This window comes from Roseateles subflavus (assembly GCF_030285365.1).
In the GTDB taxonomy this organism is placed as follows: domain Bacteria; phylum Pseudomonadota; class Gammaproteobacteria; order Burkholderiales; family Burkholderiaceae_C; genus Roseateles_B; species Roseateles_B subflavus.
Map to the genome: position 1 here is coordinate 103,982 of NZ_JASVDS010000007.1, position 21,141 is coordinate 125,122.

Genomic DNA, 21,141 nt, shown 5'->3' on the forward strand with positions numbered 1-21,141 from the left:
GGGGCCTGAGGATCCGGCGCTGCCGGACCTGCAGGCCCGCCCCCTCGAGGGGGCGCGCGCAGCGCGTAGGGGGTGGGCGTTCAGACCGTCGTCTTGATCGGGATGGTGCGCTTCTTGTCGCCACCGAACAGGCTCGTTTCGGTCTGGCCGTCGGAGCAGCCGTTGCCGAAGCTGAAGCCGCAGCCGCCGCGCAGGTCGTAGGCGTTCTCGGCGTACTCGCGGTGCGTGGTCGGGATGACGAAGCGGTCCTCGTAGTTGGCAATGGCCATCACCTGGTACATGTCCTCGACCTCGTTCTTCAGCAGGCCGACCTGGTCCAGCACGGTCTTGTCCTCGACGCCGTCCACGTGCTTGCCGCGCTGGTAGGCGCGCATGGCCAGCATGCGCTCCAGCGCGCGCTCGACCGGCTTCACGTCGCCGGCGGTGAGCATGTTGGCCAGGTACTGCACCGGGATGCGCAGCTGCTTGACGTCGGGGATCAGGCCGTTGACGCCCACATGCCCGGCGTTCGCGGCGGCGCTGATGGGCGAGAGCGGCGGCACGTACCAGACCATCGGCAGCGTGCGGTACTCCGGGTGCAGCGGCAGCGCGACCTTCCAGTCCACGGCCATCTTGTAGACCGGGCTCTTGCGGGCGGCGAGCAGCCAGGCCTCCGGCACGCCGTCCTTGCGGGCCTGCTCGATCACGGCCGGGTCGTTCGGGTCCAGGAAGATGTCCAGCTGCGCCTGGTACAGCGCCTTGTCATCCTCGATGGACGCGGCCTGCTCGATGCGGTCGGCGTCGTACAGCAGCACGCCCAGGTAGCGGATGCGGCCCACGCAGGTCTCGGAGCAGACGGTCGGCTGGCCCGACTCGATGCGGGGGTAGCAGAACACGCACTTCTCGGCCTTGCCGCTCTGCCAGTTGTAGTAGATCTTCTTGTAGGGGCAGCCCGAGACGCACATGCGCCAGCCGCGGCACTTGTCCTGGTCGATCAGGACGATGCCGTCCTCCTCGCGCTTGTAGATCGAGCCCGAGGGGCAGGAGGCCACGCACGCCGGGTTGAGGCAGTGCTCGCACAGGCGCGGCAGGTACATCATGAAGGTGTTCTCGAACTGGCCGTAGATCTCCTTCTGCACGTTCTCGAAGTTGGCGTCCTTGCTGCGCTTCGAGAATTCACCGCCGAGGATTTCCTCCCAGTTCGGGCCCCACTGGATCTTCTCCATGCGCTGGCCCGTGATCAGGCTGCGCGGGCGTGCGGTGGGCGCGGCATTGGACTTCGGCGCCGACTGCAGGTGGTCGTAGTCGAAGGTGAAGGGCTCGTAGTAGTCGTCGATCTCGGGCAGGTTCGGGTTGGCGAACAGGCGCATCAGCAGCTTCCACTTGCCGCCCTGGCGCGGCACGATGTTGCCGTCGCTCTTGCGCATCCAGCCGCCGTGCCAGCGGTCCTGGTTCTCCCATTCCTTGGGATAGCCGATGCCGGGCTTCGATTCGACGTTGTTGAACCACGCGTACTCCATGCCGGAGCGGTTGGTCCAGACGTTCTTGCAGGTGACGGAGCAAGTGTGGCAACCGATGCACTTGTCCAGGTTCAGCACCATGCCGATTTGTGCGCGAACTTTCATCGCGGAACTCCTTGTCTTTCAGATCGCTGAGTCAGTTCCGAAGGCCTCGGGGGAGGACGCTTCGTCAGAAGGAAGGAGCTGGCAAGCAGCGCCCTCCCCCGTGCCGTCGAAAACTGGATGTCCATGGGCTTGCGCCTCCCGGGTCAGTGGCCCGACTCCTCGTCGAGCCAGTCCACCTTGGCCATCTTGCGCACCAGCACGAATTCATCGCGGTTGGTGCCGATCGTTCCGTAGTAGTTGAAGCCGTAGCTCAGCTGCGCGTAGCCGCCGATCATGTGGGTGGGCTTGGTGACGATGCGGGTCACCGAGTTGTGGATGCCGCCGCGCGTGCCGGTGATCTCCGCCCCCGGGGTGTTGATGATCTTTTCCTGCGAGTGATACATGAGCGTCATGCCCTGGTTCACGCGCTGGCTGACCACCGCCCGCGCCGCGATGGCGCCGTTGCTGTTGAAGAGCTCGATCCAGTCGTTGTCCTCGATGCCGGCTTCCTTGGCATCCTCTTCCGAGAGCCACACCACCGAGCCGCCGCGGTTGAGCGTCAGCATCATGAGGTTGTCGCTGTAGGTCGAGTGGATGCCCCACTTCTGGTGCGGCGTGATGAAGTTCAGCGCGATTTCCTTGTGACCGTTGGGCTTCTTGCCCTGCACCTCGTACAGGGTCTTGAGATCCACCGGCGGGCGATAGCTGCTAAAGCCCTCGCCGAAGGCCTGCATCCAGGGGTGGTCCTGGTAGAACTGCTGGCGGCCCGTGAGGGTGCGCCATGGGATCAGCTCGTGCACGTTGGTGTAGCCGGCGTTGTAGGACACCTTCTCGCTCTCGAGACCGGACCAGGTCGGCGAGGAGATGATCTTGCGCGGCTGCGCCTGGATGTCGCGGAAGCGGATCTTCTCGTCCTCGCGGTGCAGCGCCAGGTGCGCGTGCTCGCGGCCGGTCTGCCGGGACAGCGCATCCCAGGCCTTGACCGCCACATGGCCGTTGGTCTCGGGCGCCAGCATCAGCACCACCTCGGTGGCGTCGATGTCGCTCTCGATCTTCGGCATGCCCTTCGTGACGCCCTCATCGCGCACCCGGCCGTTGAGTTCACCCAGCTGCTCGACCTCGGTCTGGGTGTCCCAGCCGATGCCCTTGCCGCCGTTGCCCGCCTTGTTCATCAGGGGGCCGAGGGCGGTGAAGCGCTTGTAGAGGTTCGGGTAGTCGCGCTCGACCACCGCGATCTGCGGCGCCGTCTTGCCCGGGATGAGGTCGCATTCGCCCTTCTTCCATTCCTTCACGTCGAAGGGCTGGGCCAGCTCGGCGGGGCTGTCATGCATCAGCGGGGTCAGCACGACTTCCTTCTCGACGCCCAGGTGGCCGACGCACAGCTCGGACACGCGCTTGGCGAAGCCCTTGTAGATCTCCCAGTCGCTGCGGGCCTGCCAGGCCGGGTCCACCGCGGTGGACAGCGGGTGGATGAAGGGGTGCATGTCGCTGGTGTTGAGGTCGTTCTTCTCGTACCAGGTGGCGGTGGGCAGCACGATGTCCGAGTACAGGCAGGTCGTGCTCATGCGGAAGTCCAGCGTGACCAGCAGGTCCAGCTTGCCTTGGGGCGCCTGGTCATGCCAGACCACTTCCTCGGGCTTCGCATCATCCTTGCCCAGGTCCTTGCCCTGCACACCGTTGGTGGTGCCCAGCAGGTGCTTGAGGAAGTACTCGTGGCCCTTGCCGGAGGAACCGAGGATGTTGGAGCGCCACACGAACATGTTGCGCGGCCAGTTGTCCGGATGGTCCGGATCCTCGCAGCTCATGCGCAGCTGGCCTTCCTTCAGCGCCTTGACGGCGTAGTCCTTGGCGTCGAGGCCCAGCGCCTGCGCCGTCTTCACGACCTCGATCGGATTGGTCTGCAGCTGCGGTGCGCTGGGCAGCCAGCCCATGCGTTCGGCGCGGACGTTGTAGTCGATCAGGCTGCCGCCGAACTTGGCCTTGTCGGCGAGCGGCGAGAGCACCTCCTGCACGTCCAGCTTCTCGTAGCGCCACTGGTCGGTGTGGGCGTAGAAAAAGCTCGTGGAGTTCATCTGGCGCGGCGGGCGGATCCAGTCCAGCGCGAAGGCCAGCGCCGTCCAGCCGGTCTGCGGGCGGAGCTTCTCCTGGCCCACGTAATGCGCCCAGCCGCCACCGGTCTGCCCGATGCAGCCGCACATCATCAGCATGTTGATGATGCCGCGGTAGTTCATGTCGCAGTGGTACCAGTGGTTCATCGCGGCGCCGATGATGACCATCGAGCGCCCGCGGGTCTTGTCGGCGTTGTCGGCGAACTCGCGGGCCACGGTGGTGATCTGCTCGCGCTTCACGCCGGTGATGTGCTCGGCCCAGGCGGGGGTGTAGGGCTTGTTGTCGTCGTAGCTCTTGGGGCAGTCATCGCCCAGGCCGCGGTCGACGCCGTACTGCGCCACCTGCAGGTCGAAGACGGTGGCCACCAGGACCTCGGCCGCGTCCTCGTGCTTGCCCAGCTTCAGGCGCTGCACCGGCACCTTGCGGGCCAGCACGTCCTGCTGCTTGTTGGCGGTGAACTGCGGAGACTCGATGCCGCCGAAGTAGGGGAAGCCGACCTCGGCGATCTCATGCTGCGGCTCCCTGGCCTCCAGCAGCGACAGGCGCAGGGTGACATCGCTGTCACCACGGGCTTCCTTGTTTTCCAGGTTCCACTTGCCCAGGTCATCGCGCTCGCTGGCGCCCCAGCGGAAGCCGATGGAGCCGTTGGGCACCACGACCTTGCCGTCCTGGTCGAAGGCCAGCGTCTTCCAGTCGGGGTTGTTGTCCTGGCCCAGCTTGCCGCCGAAGTCGCTCGCGCGCAGGTAGCGGTCCGGCACCAGCAGGGTGCGGCCGTCGGGCGTCGTGGTCTTCTTGAGCTGGACCAGCAGCGGCAGGTCGGTGTAGCGCCGCGCGTAGTCGTCGAAGTACGCAGACCGCTTGTCGAAGTAGAACTCCTTGAAGATCACGTGGCCCATGGCCATCGCGATGGCCGCATCGGTGCCCTGCTTGGGGTGCATCCAGATGTCGCAGAGCTTGGAGATCTCTGCGTAGTCCGGCGTGATGGCGACGGTCTTCGTGCCCTTGTAGCGGACCTCGGTGAAGAAGTGCGCGTCCGGCGTGCGGGTCTGGGGCACGTTGGAGCCCCAGGCGATGATGTAGTTGCTGTTGTACCAGTCCGCGCTCTCGGGCACGTCGGTCTGCTCGCCCCAGATCTGCGGGCTGGCCGGCGGCAGGTCGCAGTACCAGTCGTAGAAGCTCATGCACACGCCGCCCAGCAGGCTCAGGTAGCGGCTGCCCGCGGCGTAGCTGATCATCGACATCGCCGGGATCGGCGAGAAACCGATCACGCGGTCCGGGCCGTGCTTCTTGACGGTGTAGATGTTGGCGCTGGCGATGATGTCATTGACTTCCTCCCAGCTGGAGCGCACGAAGCCGCCCAGGCCGCGCTCCTGCTGCCATTCACGGCGGGCGTCCTGGTTCTCGACGATGTTAGTCCAGGCGTCCACCGGGCTCTTGGCCACGGCGCGCGCGGCACGCCAGTGCTTGAGCAGCGAGCCCCGCACCATAGGGTACTTCACGCGGTTGGCGCTGTAGAGGTACCAGCTGTAGGAGGCGCCGCGGGCGCAGCCGCGCGGCTCGTGGTTGGGCAGGTCCGGGCGGGTGCGCGGGTAGTCCGTCTGCTGGGTTTCCCAGGTGACGATGCCGCCCTTCACGTAGATCTTCCACGAGCAGGAGCCCGTGCAGTTCGTGCCGTGGGTGGAGCGCACGATCTTGTCGTGGGCCCAACGGTTGCGGTAGGCGTCTTCCCAGGTTCGATCCTCGCCGGTGACGCGGCCGTGGCCGTCGGCGAAGTCCTCCTTGGGCTGGGCGAAGTAGCTCAGTCGGTCGAGAAAGTGGCTCATATGCTGATCCTGTGTCTTGGGGGCGGCCGGGCTCCTGGTGCAGAGGCCGGCCGTCGAATGCGGGTGAGTTCGCGGCCTGTCAGGGGTTCTTCACGTAGGCCTTGGGGCGCAGGTAGAACCACCAGTTCAGCACCAGGCACACGGCGTAGAAGACGGAGAAGCCGTAGAAGGCGAGCTGCGGCGTGCCGGCCTTGATCTGCTGGCCGATCAGCACCGGGGCGATGAAGGCGCCATAGGCGGCGACGGCCGAGGTCCAGCCCAGCACGGGGCCGGCCTGCTGGCGGTCGAAGATGAAGCCCACGCTGCGGAAGGTCGAGCCGTTGCCCACGCCGCTGGCGGCGAAGAGCAGCACGAAGAGGCCCATGAACAGGGGGAAGTACTGCTCCGGCGTGGCCGAGCCGTAGGCCTGCATCATCACGTAGCCCACCGCCGCCGAGGCCACGACCATGACGGCCGAGATGACCTGCGTGACGATGGAGCCGCCCACCTTGTCCGAGATCCAGCCGCCGATGGGGCGCACGGCAGCGCCGACGAAGGGGCCGATCCAGGCATAGGTCAGTGCGGACGGGGCATTGGGGTTCTTCAGCGTGTGCTGCATGACACCGGCGGCATCCGGCGCGTGGATGAAGCCGAAGATCACGGTGATGGCCAGCGGCAGGGCCATGGAGAAGCCGATGAAGCTGCCGAAGGTCACGACGTACAGCGCCGTCATGCTCCAGGTGTGCTTGTTCTTGAAGATCTCGAACTGCTTGGCCACGTTCTCCTTCATGGTGCCGAAGGCGGCCAGCTTCATCACCACCAGCGCGGCAATGATGTCCAGCGGGATCGCGACCCACATGTTCAGCAGACCCAGACCCGTCGGTGCCGGCAGGTACAGGTACAGCATGCCGATCGAGGGCACGAAGGCCAGCGAGTACAGGTAGGTGATCTTCAGGAAGGCGGTGATGGGCGAGCCGCTGCTCGGCGTCACCGTCTTCAGGTTGTTCATGCCGAACCAGCACAGCACGGCCAGGGGCACCAGGGACAGCACCCAGGCGAAGCCGGCGTTCTGGATGTAGGTGGGCGTGCCCGCCTTGATCTTGCCGAAGATCCAGCCGCTGTCCTTGATGAGCGCCTTGGCCTCGCCACCGAAGGCACCGAACAGACCGATGGTCATCACCAGCGGGATCACGATCTGCATGGTCGTGACGCCGAAGTTGCCCAGGCCGGCGTTGAGGCCCAGGGCCGTGCCCTGCAGGCGCTTGGGAAAGAAGGTGCTGATGTTGGACATCGACGAGGCGAAGTTGCCGCCGCCCACGCCCGACCACAGCGCCATCAGCTGGAAGACCCACAGCGGCCACTCGGGGTGCTGCAGCGCAATGCCCGTGCCGATGGCCGGGGCCAGCAGCATGGCCGTGGTCAGGAAGATGGTGTTGCGGCCGCCGGCCATGCGGATCAGGAAGGAGGCCGGGATGCGCATGGTGGCGCCGGAGATGCCGGCGATGGCCGTCAGCGTGAAGAGCTCGGCCTGGCTGAAGGGGAAGCCGAGGTTGAGCATCTGCACGGTGATGATGCCCCACATGCCCCAGACCGCGAAGCCGCACAGCAGCGCGGGAATCGAGATCCAGAGGTTGCGGTAGGCGATCTTGCTGCCGGTCTGGGCCCAGAACTGCTCGTCCTCGGGACGCCAGTCCTGGATGTCGGCACCGCTGCCGCCCTGGGCAGCCGGCACGCCGGGATGGGTGGTGGTGTTCATGACAACTCCTGGAAAATCGGGGCGGTCCGCACGCTCAGCGGGCGAAGGACTGCGAGATGGGCGACAGCGGGGCGTTCTTGCCCATCACCTCGGTCTTGCGGACTTCGGTCCAGTACATCCAGATCAGCGAGACCCAGACCACGCCATACATCAGCATGAAGCAGCTCGAGCGCACGCCGGTGGCGTCCATGAGCAGGCCGAACAGGATGGGCAGGATGAAGCCGCCCAGGCCGCCGGCCAGGCCGACGATGCCGCTGATGGTGCCGATGTTGGCGCCGTAGTCATCGCTGATGTACTTGAAGACGCTGGCCTTGCCGAAGGCCCAGGCCACGCCGAGGATGGCCATCAGGCCGGTGAAGCCGTAGACGTTGAGGCCGAAGTGGAAGCTGCGGGCACCGTTGACGGTCTGGATGGTGAAGTCGGTCTGCGGGTAGGACAGCAGGAACAGGCAGATCCAGCTCACCCACATCACCCACCAGGTGACGCTGTGGGCGCCGTACTTGTCGCTGAGCCAGCCACCGATGGCGCGCAGCACGCCGCCGGGCAGCGAGAAGCAGGCCGCGAGCAGCGCGGCCACGCGGATGTCGAGGCCGTACTCGCCGACGTAGTACTGCACCATCCACAGGCTCAGCGCGACATAGCCGCCAAAGACGATGGAGTAGTACTGGCAGTACTTCAGCACCTTGGGGTCCTTCAGCGCCTGGAGCTGCGAGACGAAGCTGGCGTTGCTCACGACCACGTGCCTGTCATCGTGGTAGCTGAAGAACCAGAACAGGATGGCCGTGCCCAGCAGCACCGCGGCATAGACGTGCGGCACCATGGCCCAGCCGAAGGCCACCACGAGGCCCGGGGCCACGAACTTGTTGACGGCCGCACCGGAGTTGCCGGCACCGAACACCCCCATCGCGAAGCCCTGGCGCTGCTTGGGGAACCAGCGGGCCACATAGGGCGTGCCCACCGAGAAGGATCCACCCGCCATGCCCACGAACAGGCCGATGACGAGGAAGTGCCAGTAGGCCGTGGCATAGGCCATCAGCCAGATGGGGATCACGCAGGCCAGCATCAGGGTGAAGAAGACGATGCGGCCGCCGAACTTGTCGGTCCAGATGCCCAGCGGCACGCGGATCAGCGAACCGGTCAGCACGGGCGTGGCCGTCAGCAGGCCGAACTCGGTGGCATTCAGGCCCAGCTGCTTCTTGATGGGAATGCCGATGACGCCGAACATCATCCAGACCATGAAGCAGACCGTGAACGCGAGGGTGCTGACGATCAGCACCGAGAGCGCACGGCCGCCAGCGGGCCGGGGCGCAGTGGAATCAGACATGGACGGGCTCCTTTTTCTCCATGTCGCTACTGTGGCCAAAGGGGGCCCTCGCGAACATCCTTCAGTGGAGCCAAGCTGCCGGCTGCACAAGAACTAGCCGCCGCCGCGCGACCCTCGTTCCGAAGGAGTAGCCCACCTGGAGAATGACCCGCCTTTGCGGTGGATCAAGGCGCCCGGGCCCGCGTCACCCGCCGGATGCTGTCAACAACCGTCACAAAGCGCATACGCAAGCGCCACTGACGCCAGCGGGCCTGACGAACAGAATTCTTTCCATGCCGCGAATGTTTCGCAGCAAGCAAAGGAGAGAACGCCATGAACGCCAAGCACATCACCCGCATCATCACGACCGCTGCCGGTGGCAGCCTGCTCGCCCTGGCCAGCTTCACCGCCCACGCCGCGGACAAGGAACAGGGCTTCTACATGGGCGCCGACGTCGGCCGCACCAAGCAGAACCTGAGCGCCGGCGCGCAGACGTCCGACCGCAACTCGGGCAGCCTGAACCTGTACGGCGGCTACCAGATCGACAAGCACTTCGCCGTGGAACTGGGCTACACCGACCTGGGCAAGGCCAAGATCGGCGACACGAGCGCCAAGACCAAGGCCCTGAACGCCGACCTGCTGGCCGGCACGGCCCTGACCCCGGAACTGTCGGTGTACGGCCGCCTGGGCGCCGCCCGCTACGACCGCGACTTCAGCGTCGGCAGCTCGGACCACACCATGGGTTTCAAGGTCGGCGCCGGTCTCGAGTACAAGCTCAGCGAGCAGCTCTCGCTGCGTGGTGAAGTGACCCGCTACAACAACATCCCGACGGCGGATGGCCAGGGCTTCGGCCGCACGGCCAACAACGTGTCGGCCGGCCTGAAGTACCGCTTCTGATGCCTGAGTGACTGGGGGTCCGCCATCGGAATGCGGCGGACCTCAAGCCCTGACCCTCGATTGACAACGGTTGGCCGCTACCCTCACGGGTAGCGGCATTTTTTTTTGCGAGCCTAGCCGATGCCGCGTTCGCTGGCCCACACGGCCACCTGCACGCGGGAGTTCAGGCCGAGCTTGCGCAGGATGTGCTGGACGTGGATCTTGACCGTCGTCTCCGCAATGCCCAGGCGGCGCGCGATCTCCTTGTTGCTCGCGCCCTGCACGATCTCGCGCAGGATCTCGCCCTCGCGGGGCGACAGGCCGGCCTCGACGTCCGGCGCCACCGCCGTCTCGGCCAGCGCCGCGACCTGCGGCACCGCCACGGGCAGCGCACTGGCGCGCAGTGCGCTCACCAGCTTGGACATCATCTCGGGGCTCACGACGGACTCGCCTTCATGCGCGCGGCGCAGGGCCGCGGCAAGATCCGGGCCGTCCATCGTCTTGAGCAGGTAGCCGGCCGCGCCGCCACGCAGGGCCGCGGTGAGGTCCTGCTCGTCCTCGCTGACGGTGAGCATCAGCACCTGAGCCTGCGGCAGCACCTCGCGCAGCCCGGGCAGCAGGTCCACGCCGCGCACGCCAGGCATGTGGTTGTCCAGGAGCACGAGGTCGGGCTTGAGTTCCCCCGCCCGGCGCAGGGCCTCGGCGCCATCGGCGGCCTCGCCGACGATCTCCAGGCCGTCCTCCTGGGCCAGCAGGGCGATCAGCCCGCGCCGGAAGAGCTTGTGGTCATCGACCACCATCACACGAATCACGCCAGTCCTCCTGCAGGCAACAGCACCTGCGCCGCCCGGGATGCATTCTCGTCCGCCTGCAGGGCGGCGTCCCGGGTCAGCGCGCCGGCGTCCAGGCCGGTGCGCGGCAGCTCCAGCGCCACGATCGTGCCCCCCGCCTCGCGCGGGCGGATGCTCACGTGCGCCCCGATGCGCTGGGCCCGCTCACGCATGATGCGCAGGCCCACATGGGTCTCGTCGAAGCGGCCGTTCTCGGTGTCGAAGCCGCGGCCGTCGTCGCTCACCTCGAAGCGCCACGTCGGCTCCTGCAGCACCCGCACCTCCACCAGCTTCGCGCCGGCGTGCTTGCGGACATTGGACAGCGCCTCCTGCACCACGTGCAGCACCTGGATCTGCTGGTCCGGTGGCAGCGGCACGCCGCTCCCCTGCACCACCAGCTGCGCCTGGATACCGCTTTGCAGCTCGAACTTGGACAGCGTCGTGCGCAGCGCGTGCTCGATGTCCTCGTGCCCGGGGCGCGTGCGGAAATGCAGCAGCAGCTCGCGCACGTCCGCGTAGCTCTCCCGCACACCGGTGTCGATCTCGGTCAGCGCGGCCTCGACGTCCTGCGGCCGCTGGCGCGCCAGGCCGCCTCGCAGCAGCTGGACCTGGATCTTCAGGAAGGCCAGGGACTGCGCGATGGAATCGTGCAGCTCCTGCGCCAGCAGGTTGCGCTCCTCGCTGACGGCCATCTCCCGGTCCCGGGCCGCGAGGCGCAGGTTGTCGAGCAGCGTGCCGAAGTGGCCCACCAGCGCGTCCAGCAGCTGGGATTCGGCCTCCGTCGGCCGCTTCTCGCCGTAGAAGAACAGCTCCACCTCGCCCAACGTGCGCGGCCCGCTGCGCATCGGCAGCGCGATCACCGTCTGGTAGCCCGCCTGCTCGCAGAAGCCGAGGGCCTGGCGTCCGAGCTGGCGGATCGGGATGACCCGCGCGCCGACCTGGGTCTGCAGGTGCTCGCCACAGGCGCAGTCGCCCAGGTGCACGCAGCGCTCCGCCTCGCTCATGCGCTGGGGCAGGCGGGTCTGGCCCAGCAGCAGGAGGCGGTCGCCGTCCTCGTTGGCGAGGCGCACGGCCGCGGCGTCCGCACCGGCCACGCGGGCGATCTTGGCCGCGAAGTCGTTGGCGAGCAGCGCACGGTCGTCGCTGCCATGGCTGGCCATCAGCGCGACGTCGTACAGGGCCGCCAGGCGCTCGTTCTGCTGCGCGAGGCTGGCCGTCTTCTCCGCGACCTTGGCCTCGAGGCCCTGGTAGGAGCGCTGCAGCGCGTCGGCCATCGTGTTGAAGCCCTGCGCCAGCGAGGAGAACTCCTCCACCGAATTGCGCTCGTCGATGCGGGGCGAGAAGTCCCGCGCCGCCATCGTGGCCAGGCCGTCACGCAGGCGCTGCAGCGGGCGCACGATCCACACCAGCGTGCCGGACACGAAGACGACGGAGGCGCCCACCACCAGCACCACGAGGCCGAAGCACATGCCACCCAGCAGCGCCGTGCGCGTGGAGATGGTGCGCTCGATGGCCGAGACGAAGCCGTCCACCGTGCTCACGAACTGGTCGGACTGCACGCGCAGCTGGGCGCGCTCGCCGGGCTTCAGCAGCTGCTGGCGCAGCGGTATCCAGGCGGCGGCCACCTCGTTGAAGCGGTCGGCACAGGCCTGGTTGTCGGGAATGAAGAGCGGGCGGCTCGGGTCGCCCTGGCGCAGGCTGGCCACCATGTCGTCGAACACCTCGACGCCACCGGCCACCTCGCCGTAGTCCCCGCGCTCATGGGCCAGGGCGAGGCGGTACGTCATCATGCGCATCCGCCCGGCCTCGTTGATGGCACCGGCGCCGCCCTCGAGCTGCCAGGACACCCACAGCGTGAAGGCGATGGCCGCCAGCGCCACCGTCAGAAAGGTGGTCTGGATGAGGGCGAGCTTGCCCGCCAGGCTGCGAAACAGGGTGCGCATGGGGCGCACGATAGAAGCGAAGCCTCCCGGCCGGCTTGACCAATGTCAACTCCAGGCCAGGGCGGACACGGGCCGGAGGCGCGCCGCCCGCCCATCCGGGCGTCGGCGCGCAAGGGGTGACAGGCTTACTGCGAGGCGCCGGAGGCCGGGGCGCTGGCGGCCTCGGGGGCCGAGGCGGCGGCGGGCGCGGCGGCGGAAGCCACCGAGGCGGCCGGTTCGGCATGGCCGGCGCCGACGTCGTGCTTCTCGCCGCTCATGTCGATGTCACCCCCGCTCTTCAACAGGATGAACAGGGCCAGGGCAGCAAAGGCGATGAAGCCGACGACGAGTTTCCACATGGTTTTGATCCACCGGGTTTGTAAACGATGGGGGGATTCTGGCGACCTTCCCTGACAGCTGGCTGAGGCGTGCACGGGCCGTCCGGCACGCGTCCGCCCCCTTCCCGCTCAACCCAGCTGCAGGGTCACATCGGCCTCGCCGTCCCGGCTGAAGCGAAGCTGGTGGGCCAGCGTGGCGAAGTCGAGCTCCAGCGTGGCGCTCGCGCCCGGCGCATCCCAGCGCAGGCGCAGGCCGGTGTCACCCAGGGGCTGGGCCTCGAAGCGCCCGCCGAAGGCCGGATGGTCGTTGCGCAGGCGGATGAGCTGCAGCAGCTGCTGCACCACCGGGCGCTGGCACGCCGCCTCGATCTCGGCCGGCGTGTAGTGGTGGCGGTTGATGTCCCGGCCGGTGCCGCTGCGCGCCAGCAGCGCCATGTCGTTGAGGCCGGCGAGCAGGCCCACGTAATAGACCTGGGGCACGCCGGGCAGGAAGAACTGCAGCGCACGGGCCAGGAGGTAGCGACGCTCGTCCCGCCCCATGGCGTCGAAGAAGCTGCAGTTGACCTGGTAGAGGTCGAGATTGGAGGCGGCCGCCCCCGTCGCCAGGCGGCTCTGCCCGCCGCTGGCGTCGTGGATGCGATCCACGAGCGCGTCCAGCTCCTCGGGGGGAACGAGGCCGGGCGAGCCCGCACGGTCCGCGCTGTCGGCACCGATGTCGATGATGCCGATGCCATCGTGCGTGTCCAGCACCGTCAGCGCGTTCGTGGGGCGCATGCCGATCCAGCGCAGCAGCGGCGCCGCCGTGCCGAACGCGAAGGCATGCAGCACCAGGGGCGGCAGCGCGAAGTCATAGACCCAGTCCACCTGTCGAGCGATCTCGATCTGCCGCTGGTAGTAGGCATGGATCTCGACCAGCACCTCCAACCCCAGCGCGCGGGCGCGGGCGCTGAACTGCGCGATGAACTCGAAGGTCTCGGGCATCATGAAGCAGGACGCGCCCGCCTTCTTGATGGCATAGCCGGCGGCGTCCAGCCGGATCATGCGCACGCCGCTGTCCGCCAGGCGCTGCAGAATGCCGTCAAGATAGGCCTCGCCCTGCGGATGCTGCACATCGATGTCCAGCTGCTTGGGCGTGAAGGTGGTCCACAGGATCCTCTTCTCGCCGTTGCGCAGCGTGGCCGTCGTCAGCGGCAGGCCGGGCCGGGGGCGGTAGACCTGGAGCAGCTGCTGCTCGGTCACACCGTCCGGGAACACGGTGTCCAGCGTCAGGAAGAGGCCCGCATAGGGCGAGTCGGCGCCTTTCGCGGAGTAGTCCTGGAACTGCGGCGAATCGGCGGAGATGTGGTTGACGATGACGTCCGCCATCACGTCCACGTCCGCCGCCAGGGCGCGCACGTCCTCCCAGTCGCCGAGGCGCGGGTCCACGCGGGTGTGGTCGATGGGATCGAAGCCGGCATCCGCCCCGTCGATCGGGTGGAAGAAGGGCAGCAGGTGCACGCCGCCGAACAGCCCGGCCAGCGGGCCCTCCCCGTGGGTGGAGAGCATCCGGCGCAGCAGCGGCAGACCGCCGCCACCCAGCCGGTCGACGTAGGTGATGAGTTGGACTTGGTTCTTCATGGGTACTGCATTCCCTGCGGACGACGCCGCATGGCTCAAGATCGGGTGAAAGGGTCAGGTCTTGCCGGGTCAGGTCTTGCCTGGAGGCGCCGCGCCCCCGCGGGTCGACCGCACGCGAAGGACCGCCAGTGCCGCGCCCAGCAGCAGCACCCCGGCCAGCCGGATGACGTTGTCGGGCCGCCCCTGCAGCAGCGGGCCGTAGATCAGGGGCAGCGTCAGCATCTGGATCAGCATGGGGATCACGATGAACATGTTGAAGATGCCCATGTAGACCCCGGCCCGCTCCGGCGGGATGCTCCCCGCCAGCAGCACATAGGGATTGCCCATGATGCTGGCCCAGGCCAGGCCGAGGCCCAGCATCGGGATGAACAGCAGCGCCTTGCTGTGCAGCGCAGGCAGCGCGATCAGGCCCAGGCCCGCGAGCGTCAGGCACAGCGCGTGGACCTTCTGCGCACCGAAGCGGCGCGTGAAGGGCAGCATGGCGAAGGCCGAGAGGAAGGCGACGAAGTTGTAGAAGCCCCCGATCTGGCCGTTCACCAGGCCGGCGTCGCGGAACCCCTGGGCGCTGGCGTCGCTGGTGCCGTAGAGCGTCAGTGCGAGCGACGGCACGATGTAGATCCAGTAGCACATCATGGCGTACCACTGCAGCAGCTTCATCCACCAGAGCTGGCGCATGGTCTCGGGCATCTCCTTCACGGCCAGCCAGATCTCGCCGAGCGTGGCGGCCAGGCCCCGTGGGCGGGCGCGCAGCGCGGCCTGCTCGGCCGGGCTCATCGGCAGCTCGGGCACGCGCCGGACGGACCACCAGACGGTGGTGAAGGACAGGGCCGCCCCGAGCACGAAGGCCACCACGGTGACCTGTGGGATCCCGCTGGCATTGAGGGCGTCCGGGTTCATGCCGCACCACACCATGATCGAGGGCGACAGGTAGGCCAGCGTCTGGGCCAGGCCCGTGAAGGCGCTCTGGCTGAGGAAGCCCTGGGCATGCTGGCTTTCGTCGAGGCGGTCGCTGACGTAGGCGCGATAGGGCTCCATCGTCACGTTGTTCGCGGCGTCGAGGATCCACAGCAGGCCCGCGGCGAACCACAGCGTCGGGCTCATGGGCATCAGCAGCAGGCCGAGGCTGCACAGCAGCGCGCCGATGAGGAAGTACGGCGTGCGCCGGCCCCAGCGGCTGACGGTGCGGTCGCTCATGGCGCCGATGACGGGCTGCACCAGCAGGCCGGTCAGCGGCCCGGCCAGCCACAGCAGCGGCAGGCTGGCCTCGTCCGCCCCCAGGTACTTGTAGATCGGGCTCATGTTGCTCTGCTGGAGCCCGAAGCTGAACTGGATCCCGAAGAAGCCGATGTTCATGTTCAGGATCTGCCACAGGCTCAGGCGGGGCTTGCCGCTGGCCGTGGTCTCGGAGAGGTGGCGTGCATTCATGCGGTGGCGACTCCTGCCTGCGCCAGCGCCTGCTGCCAGGGCTGGAAGAACGGATCCTTGTCCGGGATGGGGCCGCGCTGCCCGCAGATGGCGGCGGCGTAGCCATTGGCCAGGTGCAGCGCGTGGGCAATGTCCAGGCCCCGCAGATGGGCGGCGAGGGTCATCGCGCTGAAGGCATCGCCTGCCCCGACGGTGTCCACGAGGGTCAGGTCTTGCTGACCCGTCCCTTCTGCCAGCACCTCGCCCCGGGCCCCGAAGCAGGCATAGCCGGCCGCGCCGCGGGTGAGGATCAGGCGCTGCACGCCGAAGCGGCGCATCAGCGCCTGGACCGCCGGCTGCAGCTGCGGCGCGGGCTGGAGCGGGTCCAGCGGGCCGCTGCCGAACCACTGGTGCACCTGCAACAGCTCCGGATCGTTCAGCTTGAGCCAGTCGGCCTGCGCCAGGCTGCCGGCCACGAGCGCCGGCTCCATGCAGCCCTCGCGCAGATTGAGATCGAGGTAGCGCAGGCAGCGCAGCCGCCGGGCGTCCTGCAGCAGCGCCTGGATGGCCGCGCGGGAGGCCGGCGCCCGCTGCGCCAGGCTGCCGAAGTAGAGCACCGCCGGAGGCCGCGCCTGCAGCAGCGCTCGGGCGGCGGCGCCGTCCAGGTGGTCCCAGGCAGCGTCCGGGTGGATGTGGAAGGCGTGCGTGCCGCCCTCCTCCACCACGGACACGCGACCCGTGGCGTGCGCCGTGTCGAACTGCAGCCCCCGCTCGTCCAGGCCGAAGCGCCGCAGGCTGGCCAGCACGAGGCGGGCGCCGGCGTCCGCCGCGCTGGCGCCGGTGCCCGGCCCCAGGTGCTGACTGACGCCGAGGCGCGAGACCAGCGTGGCCGGCACCCCCAGCGCCGCCAGCGAGCGCGCCACGTTGAGCGGCGCGCCGCCGGCGACCGGCTGCTCGGCGAACTCGTCGACGAGCGCCTCACCGACCAGCATCACGCCCGGATGAAGGACTGCGTTCATGCGGCGTCGATCAGAAGTCGAACTTCAGCGTCGCGCGCAGGCTGCGGCCGTTCAGCGCACGGGCGGCGTGGCCGTCGCCCTCGATCTCCGTGTAGGCCAGCGCATTGAACAGGTTGTTGGCCTGCAGGGACACGGTGGTCTTCGGGTTGATCTGGTAGCTCAGGAAGCCGTTGACGACCGTGTAGCCGCGCATGGTGATGGTGTTCTGGTCATCGCCATAGGACTTGCCGGAGCCCACGAGCGAGGCGCCGAACTCCAGCGGGCCCATCACGTAGCTCGGGCTCAGCTGCCACACCAGGCGGGCCTGGCGGCGCGGCGTCTTGCCCACGGTGCTGGCGTCATTGGACGCCGAGATCGTGGCATGCGTGAACGTGGCGCCCCCGCTCAGGCGCAGCTCGCCCATCGTGTAGGCCGCCTCCAGCTCCAGGCCGTTGGCCTTGTACTTGTTGGCGGTGAACTTCTGGGTGGTGACCTCGTAGTTGCTCTCGCTCGTGCGGGCGTTGAAGAGGGTGGCGAACAGGCTCAGACCGGCCCCGCGCCACTTCACGCCGGCTTCCTGCTGGTCGATCTCGTTGAGCGCGACGGGCACGGAGCCGTCCAGCGGATTGCCATACAGCAGGCGGTCGGCGCTGAAGGAGACGCCGTTGCTGGCGCGTGCGAACAGCGAGGTGTCCTTGTCCAGCGCGTAGTTGCCGCCCAGGGAGTAGCTGGTGTGGGCGACCTTGTAGTTGATGGTCTTCTGGCTGGCGGCGTCCCAGCGCTTGTTGGCGTTGTCACCCGACAGCGTGTAGCCGCTGGCCTTCTGCTCGTCGCGGCGCAGGCTGAAGTCCAGGTTCACCGGCCCCTGCTCCCAGGTCAGCGCGGCGTAGGGCGAGGTCTGGGTGTACTCGACGTGGTAGGTGCGCGTGCAGCAGCCCCCCCAGGTCGTCCAGCCCTCGGCGATGGGCGCGGTCGACGGCTTGCCGTTGGCGTCCAGCACCTGGGCGTTGTTGCCGTCCATGCTCAGCCGGTACTGGTTCCAGAACCAGGTCTGGGCCACGGTCTGCGAGCCATAGAACAGGCCGCCGACCACATTGAACTTGCCGGCGCCGGACTGGATCGTCTTCGTGAGCTTCACGTCGTTGAACGTGTTGCCCATGTCGTCCAGCGAGGTGTTGAACAGCGTGCCCGTGAAGCTGCCGGCGGTGCCGCTGTTGCCGGTGCCATTGCCGTTGTCGGCGGGGAACAGCGCCATGAAGCGGCCGCTGTTGCTGCTCTTGCGGAACTTCTCGTCCAGGCGCAGGCCGGCCCCGAGGTCCAGGCCGGCTTCCAGACCGATGGCGTTGCTCTTCACGTGCAGGCCGTCGCGGGTGCTGCTGGTGGTGAGACCGCCGTCCTTGTTGAAGGTGGTGTCGCGGGCGAGGCTCGGGGTGATGAAGAAGGCCTTGCGCGGATCGATGCCGGGGATCTCCTGGATCTGGCCGCCGCTGACCTTCACCGGCACGGGCATGAAGGACGGGGTCTTGTCGTCCAGCGCCTTGAGGCTCAGGCGGATGAAGCCCTGGTCGAACTGCTGGGTGATGCTGGCCTTGATCTGGCCGCCGCTCTCGACGTTCATGCCCGTCGGCCGGCCGCCCTCGCCCACCCGCTGGTAGCCGCCCACGTGGAAGCTGGTGCCGCGGCCGAGGCTGCCGCCGTAGTCGGCATCCACGCGCCACAGGCGGTTGCCCAGACCGGCGCTGAGCCCGAGGCTGCCGCCCGACTCCTTGCCGGTCTTGCTGATGAAGTTGATCAGGCCGCCGGGCGAGTTGCTCGCCAGCGTGGAGGCCGAGCCGCCGCGCACCACCTCCAGGCGCTCGACGTTGTAGTCGGCCCGCACGAACTGGTCCGCGGTGCCGAAGGAGATGTCGCCGAAGAGCAGCACCGGCAGGCCGTCCTCCTGCATCTGCACGTAGCGCGAGCCGCCGGCCGACAGCGGCACGCCGCGCACGGTGATGTTGGCGTTGCCTTCGCCGCCGGAGGATTCCGAGCGCAGGCCCGGCACCGCGCGCAGCAATTCCGCCGCGTTGGTCGCGCCGATCTTGCCCATCTGTTCCGCATCCACACTGGACACGGACAGGCTCTGCTTCATCTTGGAGACCTGGGTGGAGGTGCCGGTCAGCACGACCTGGTCCAGCTTGAGGCCATCGCTGGCAGCGGGGGCCGGGACGGCCTCCTGCGCCTGGGCTCCGGCGCCGAGGGCGGCGAGGGCCGCGCAAAGGATCTGGAGGCGGAACCCCGCCTGCGAAGCATGGCGCCAGCCGCTGGCGCGCGAAAGTGAACGGTGCTGCATCTTGTCTCCTGAGTGCCCGGGGGGCTGCGGCTGTGGCGCCGCTGATCATGCGACGGTTCACCCGCCTGCGCCATATGGAGGCGTCAAGCACCAATGGGGAACCGCTGGCACTATTGTGGAGTGATGCGCCTTGTTTTGCAATCGATTGCATCTAAGGACAAACGAGAACAATTTTGCCATTTCAATGAAGCAAACAGGCTCTCAAGCCAACACATTCGCATCACAGCTGCAATCCATTGCACTCGATAGGTCGAGCGACTGCCGATGCTGCGAACGGATCACCAGCAACCAGAGGCCGCCACGCCATGCCATGCCAACCTGCCCCTGCAGCACCAGCGTACGCGCCTCGCCCTTACAAGACCTGCGGGCCAGGAGCAATGTACGGAGCCGCGGCGGTGGACTGGCGTGCGCGCCGCCGGACCCAGGCCAGGGTCAGCAAGGCGCTGACCGCCAGCCAGGACGAGGCCGGCGCCGGCACCGTGGCTGGCGCCAACTGGGCCGTGAACACCAGTGAGCCCCCCCCCCTGCGCCAGCAGGAACTCGCCGGCCGTCGACATCACTGATGCCTGGCCCCAGCACATCGATGATGTCCCCGACGAGCTCATCCAGAAAGCCCAGGCCGCCAGACGTCTTGTTGACAAAGAAATCGACCGCGTGGAGCTCCCTGCGCTGCGCCATGCCCGCTCACTCGCACCTGCAGCGACAGCAGCGGATTCACCCACACCCCGCCGCCGATGGGCGCGATGGCGTCGGTGTCGCCGACCCCGGTGAAGACAAAAGCCGCATCAGTGAAGGCCTGGCTTCCGAGGTGGCCGCTGCCAACGCCGGAAAGGCGGTAGGTGATGGGCACGGCGGTGGCAGGCTGGGCCACGAGACAAGACGCGCCGAGCACGAGCACGCGAAGAAGAGATGACAGATTCATGCGGCAGCCCTCATGACAATGAATCGGACAGGCGCGAAAGCTTCGGCGCAGCCCGTGGGGGCCTCAGTCAGCGGCGTCGCCGCGCCGTCGTGCCACCAGGTCCAGCGCGCAAGACTTGCACCACACGTCGGCATCAAGAACCCCGGCAGGCAAGGAATGCCCCAGGGTGGTCGCTCGCCATGTCGCGGCGGCGTGGACGGGATTGACGGCCGGTTCGGCCACGCGCTTCCAGCGGCTCTCGCGCTGATCCGTGTTCAGGACATGGTCGCCCATGCGCAGCGGGCGGGCGCCGGGTGCGCTCCCCTTCGCCTCCGAGGCCGCCCCCTGCGTTTCGCCCGGCACCAGGCGCTGCACATGCAAGTCATGACCCGACCAGAACAGCTCAGGCGCCGGGGCCGCGTCAGACGGTGCAGGCGGAAGGTCGACCCAGCGGGCGGCCTTCGTCTGCGCGTGCCCAAGGACCAGGCGGTGACGCCCGGAGGCGTCCCGTGCCGTCAAGGCGAAACGCGTTCCGTCCGCGGACCAGCGAACCGGGCCGATCGCCGACAGGTCGACGGGCAGGCCGGCCAGCACGGCGTGACCATTCAGGCTCAGCACCGGCGCGCGCGTGTCCCCGCTCGTGAAGTGCGGGGCCCCTTCGACGAGGAGCACGTGCCTGCCATCCGGCGAGAAGGAGGCCCCACGGCCGTCATCCACGTATTCGGCGACCACCGCGTTGCGGCCCAGATCAAACACCAGGCTCTCCGTGCTCGAGGGATTCAGGCTCCCGCTGGCGACCACGCGGTCGCTGCCCAGCCATTCCAGAGACTCGACGAAACGCAGGCCACTGCGCACCTCGCCGGCAGCAAGAGGCTTGACGGGCAGGCGGGTCAGCACCCGGCCCTGCGGGTCGATCACCACCAGCCAGGCCAGGGCCGAGCCCGGGTCCGCATCGTCGATGTAGGCGATCCGGCTGCCGTCACGCGACCAGGCTGGCAGCCGGGCCCGGGACGAGGCCATGCCGAAGCAATGCAGGGCGCCGCCGTCGAGGCTCACGCAGACCTGGCCGCCGCGCACTGCGGCGATCCTCAGGCCCGACAGGGGCGACGCCGCCAATGTTCCGGCACAGAGGCTGGCTCCGGCGACAAGCGCCACGGCCATCAAGGAAAGCAGTCGATTCATTTCAATGCACTCCCTGGACAGGTACTGCCTTGCGGTGTCTGGCAAGCGCCGCCCCTCCCTGCGGCTTGGCGCAGCCCGCGCATGCAGCCCGGCCCGCCGTCGACGTGGACACAGCTGCCTGCGGCCGGCCTGCAGTCCGTGGCGGAAGTGAGGGATTCGGCGAAGCCCTGGCAGTCGGCGCCGTCACC

The 21,141-nt window shown here is 68.0% G+C and carries 15 protein-coding genes; 2 read left to right on the forward strand and 13 right to left on the reverse strand.

The annotated features are described in order from the left end of the window. Positions 1 to 80: 80 nt before the first annotated feature. The 4 genes from narH to QRD43_RS20105 form a co-directional block, all read right to left on the reverse strand. The gene (gene narH, locus QRD43_RS20090; protein WP_285984286.1) at positions 81 to 1,604 is read right to left on the reverse strand and encodes a nitrate reductase subunit beta; all 1,524 of its coding nucleotides are present in this window, start codon (positions 1,602 to 1,604) and stop codon (positions 81 to 83) included. Positions 1,605 to 1,747: 143 nt separating this feature from the next. Beyond that, complete coding sequence (locus QRD43_RS20095; RefSeq protein WP_285984287.1) at positions 1,748 to 5,515, reverse strand: nitrate reductase subunit alpha; 3,768 nt, start codon at positions 5,513 to 5,515, stop codon at positions 1,748 to 1,750. A 79-nt stretch (positions 5,516 to 5,594) separates the two neighbouring features. Further along, positions 5,595 to 7,250 carry an MFS transporter gene (locus QRD43_RS20100; protein WP_285984288.1) on the reverse strand — a complete coding sequence of 552 codons (1,656 nt, stop codon included), beginning with the start codon at positions 7,248 to 7,250 and terminating at the stop codon, positions 5,595 to 5,597. A gap of 34 nt (positions 7,251 to 7,284) precedes the next feature. Further along, a complete protein-coding gene (locus tag QRD43_RS20105) occupies positions 7,285 to 8,574 on the reverse strand; it encodes an MFS transporter (RefSeq protein WP_285984289.1) in 1,290 nt (429 codons plus the stop codon). A 312-nt stretch (positions 8,575 to 8,886) separates the two neighbouring features. Between QRD43_RS20105 and QRD43_RS20110 the strand changes: the two genes are divergently transcribed. After that, positions 8,887 to 9,450 carry an outer membrane beta-barrel protein gene (locus tag QRD43_RS20110; protein ID WP_285984290.1) on the forward strand — a complete coding sequence of 188 codons (564 nt, stop codon included), beginning with the start codon at positions 8,887 to 8,889 and terminating at the stop codon, positions 9,448 to 9,450. Between the two features lie 113 nt (positions 9,451 to 9,563). Here QRD43_RS20110 and QRD43_RS20115 read toward each other — a convergent pair whose 3' ends face one another. From QRD43_RS20115 to QRD43_RS20145, 7 genes are all read right to left on the reverse strand, one after another. Further along, on the reverse strand, positions 9,564 to 10,229 hold the full coding sequence (locus tag QRD43_RS20115) for a response regulator (RefSeq protein WP_285984346.1): 666 nt from the start codon (positions 10,227 to 10,229) through the stop codon (positions 9,564 to 9,566). Between the two features lie 8 nt (positions 10,230 to 10,237). Further along, complete coding sequence (locus QRD43_RS20120) at positions 10,238 to 12,202, reverse strand: type IV pili methyl-accepting chemotaxis transducer N-terminal domain-containing protein (protein WP_285984291.1); 1,965 nt, start codon at positions 12,200 to 12,202, stop codon at positions 10,238 to 10,240. Between the two features lie 125 nt (positions 12,203 to 12,327). Next, a complete protein-coding gene (locus QRD43_RS20125; protein WP_285984292.1) occupies positions 12,328 to 12,540 on the reverse strand; it encodes a hypothetical protein in 213 nt (70 codons plus the stop codon). A 108-nt stretch (positions 12,541 to 12,648) separates the two neighbouring features. Continuing rightward, on the reverse strand, positions 12,649 to 14,136 hold the full coding sequence (gene gtfA / locus QRD43_RS20130; RefSeq protein ID WP_285984293.1) for a sucrose phosphorylase: 1,488 nt from the start codon (positions 14,134 to 14,136) through the stop codon (positions 12,649 to 12,651). A gap of 69 nt (positions 14,137 to 14,205) precedes the next feature. After that, positions 14,206 to 15,561: an MFS transporter gene (locus tag QRD43_RS20135; protein WP_285984294.1), complete on the reverse strand. Its 1,356-nt coding sequence runs from the start codon at positions 15,559 to 15,561 to the stop codon at positions 14,206 to 14,208. After that, positions 15,558 to 16,559, reverse strand: coding sequence for a PfkB family carbohydrate kinase (locus QRD43_RS20140; protein ID WP_285984295.1), 1,002 nt, complete (start codon positions 16,557 to 16,559; stop codon positions 15,558 to 15,560). The genes QRD43_RS20135 and QRD43_RS20140 overlap by 4 nt, the downstream gene beginning before the upstream one ends. A gap of 10 nt (positions 16,560 to 16,569) precedes the next feature. Further along, complete coding sequence (locus tag QRD43_RS20145) at positions 16,570 to 18,870, reverse strand: TonB-dependent receptor (protein ID WP_285984296.1); 2,301 nt, start codon at positions 18,868 to 18,870, stop codon at positions 16,570 to 16,572. A 377-nt stretch (positions 18,871 to 19,247) separates the two neighbouring features. On the opposite strand from QRD43_RS20145, the gene QRD43_RS20150 reads away from it, so the two are divergent. Further along, positions 19,248 to 19,433 carry a hypothetical protein gene (locus tag QRD43_RS20150; RefSeq protein ID WP_285984297.1) on the forward strand — a complete coding sequence of 62 codons (186 nt, stop codon included), beginning with the start codon at positions 19,248 to 19,250 and terminating at the stop codon, positions 19,431 to 19,433. 38 nt (positions 19,434 to 19,471) lie between these two features. Here QRD43_RS20150 and QRD43_RS20155 read toward each other — a convergent pair whose 3' ends face one another. Then, positions 19,472 to 19,792, reverse strand: coding sequence for a hypothetical protein (locus tag QRD43_RS20155; protein ID WP_285984298.1), 321 nt, complete (start codon positions 19,790 to 19,792; stop codon positions 19,472 to 19,474). Between the two features lie 63 nt (positions 19,793 to 19,855). Beyond that, positions 19,856 to 20,953, reverse strand: a complete 1,098-nt coding sequence (locus QRD43_RS20160; protein ID WP_285984299.1) for a hypothetical protein — start codon at positions 20,951 to 20,953, stop codon at positions 19,856 to 19,858. Between the last annotated feature and the right edge of the window lie 188 nt (positions 20,954 to 21,141).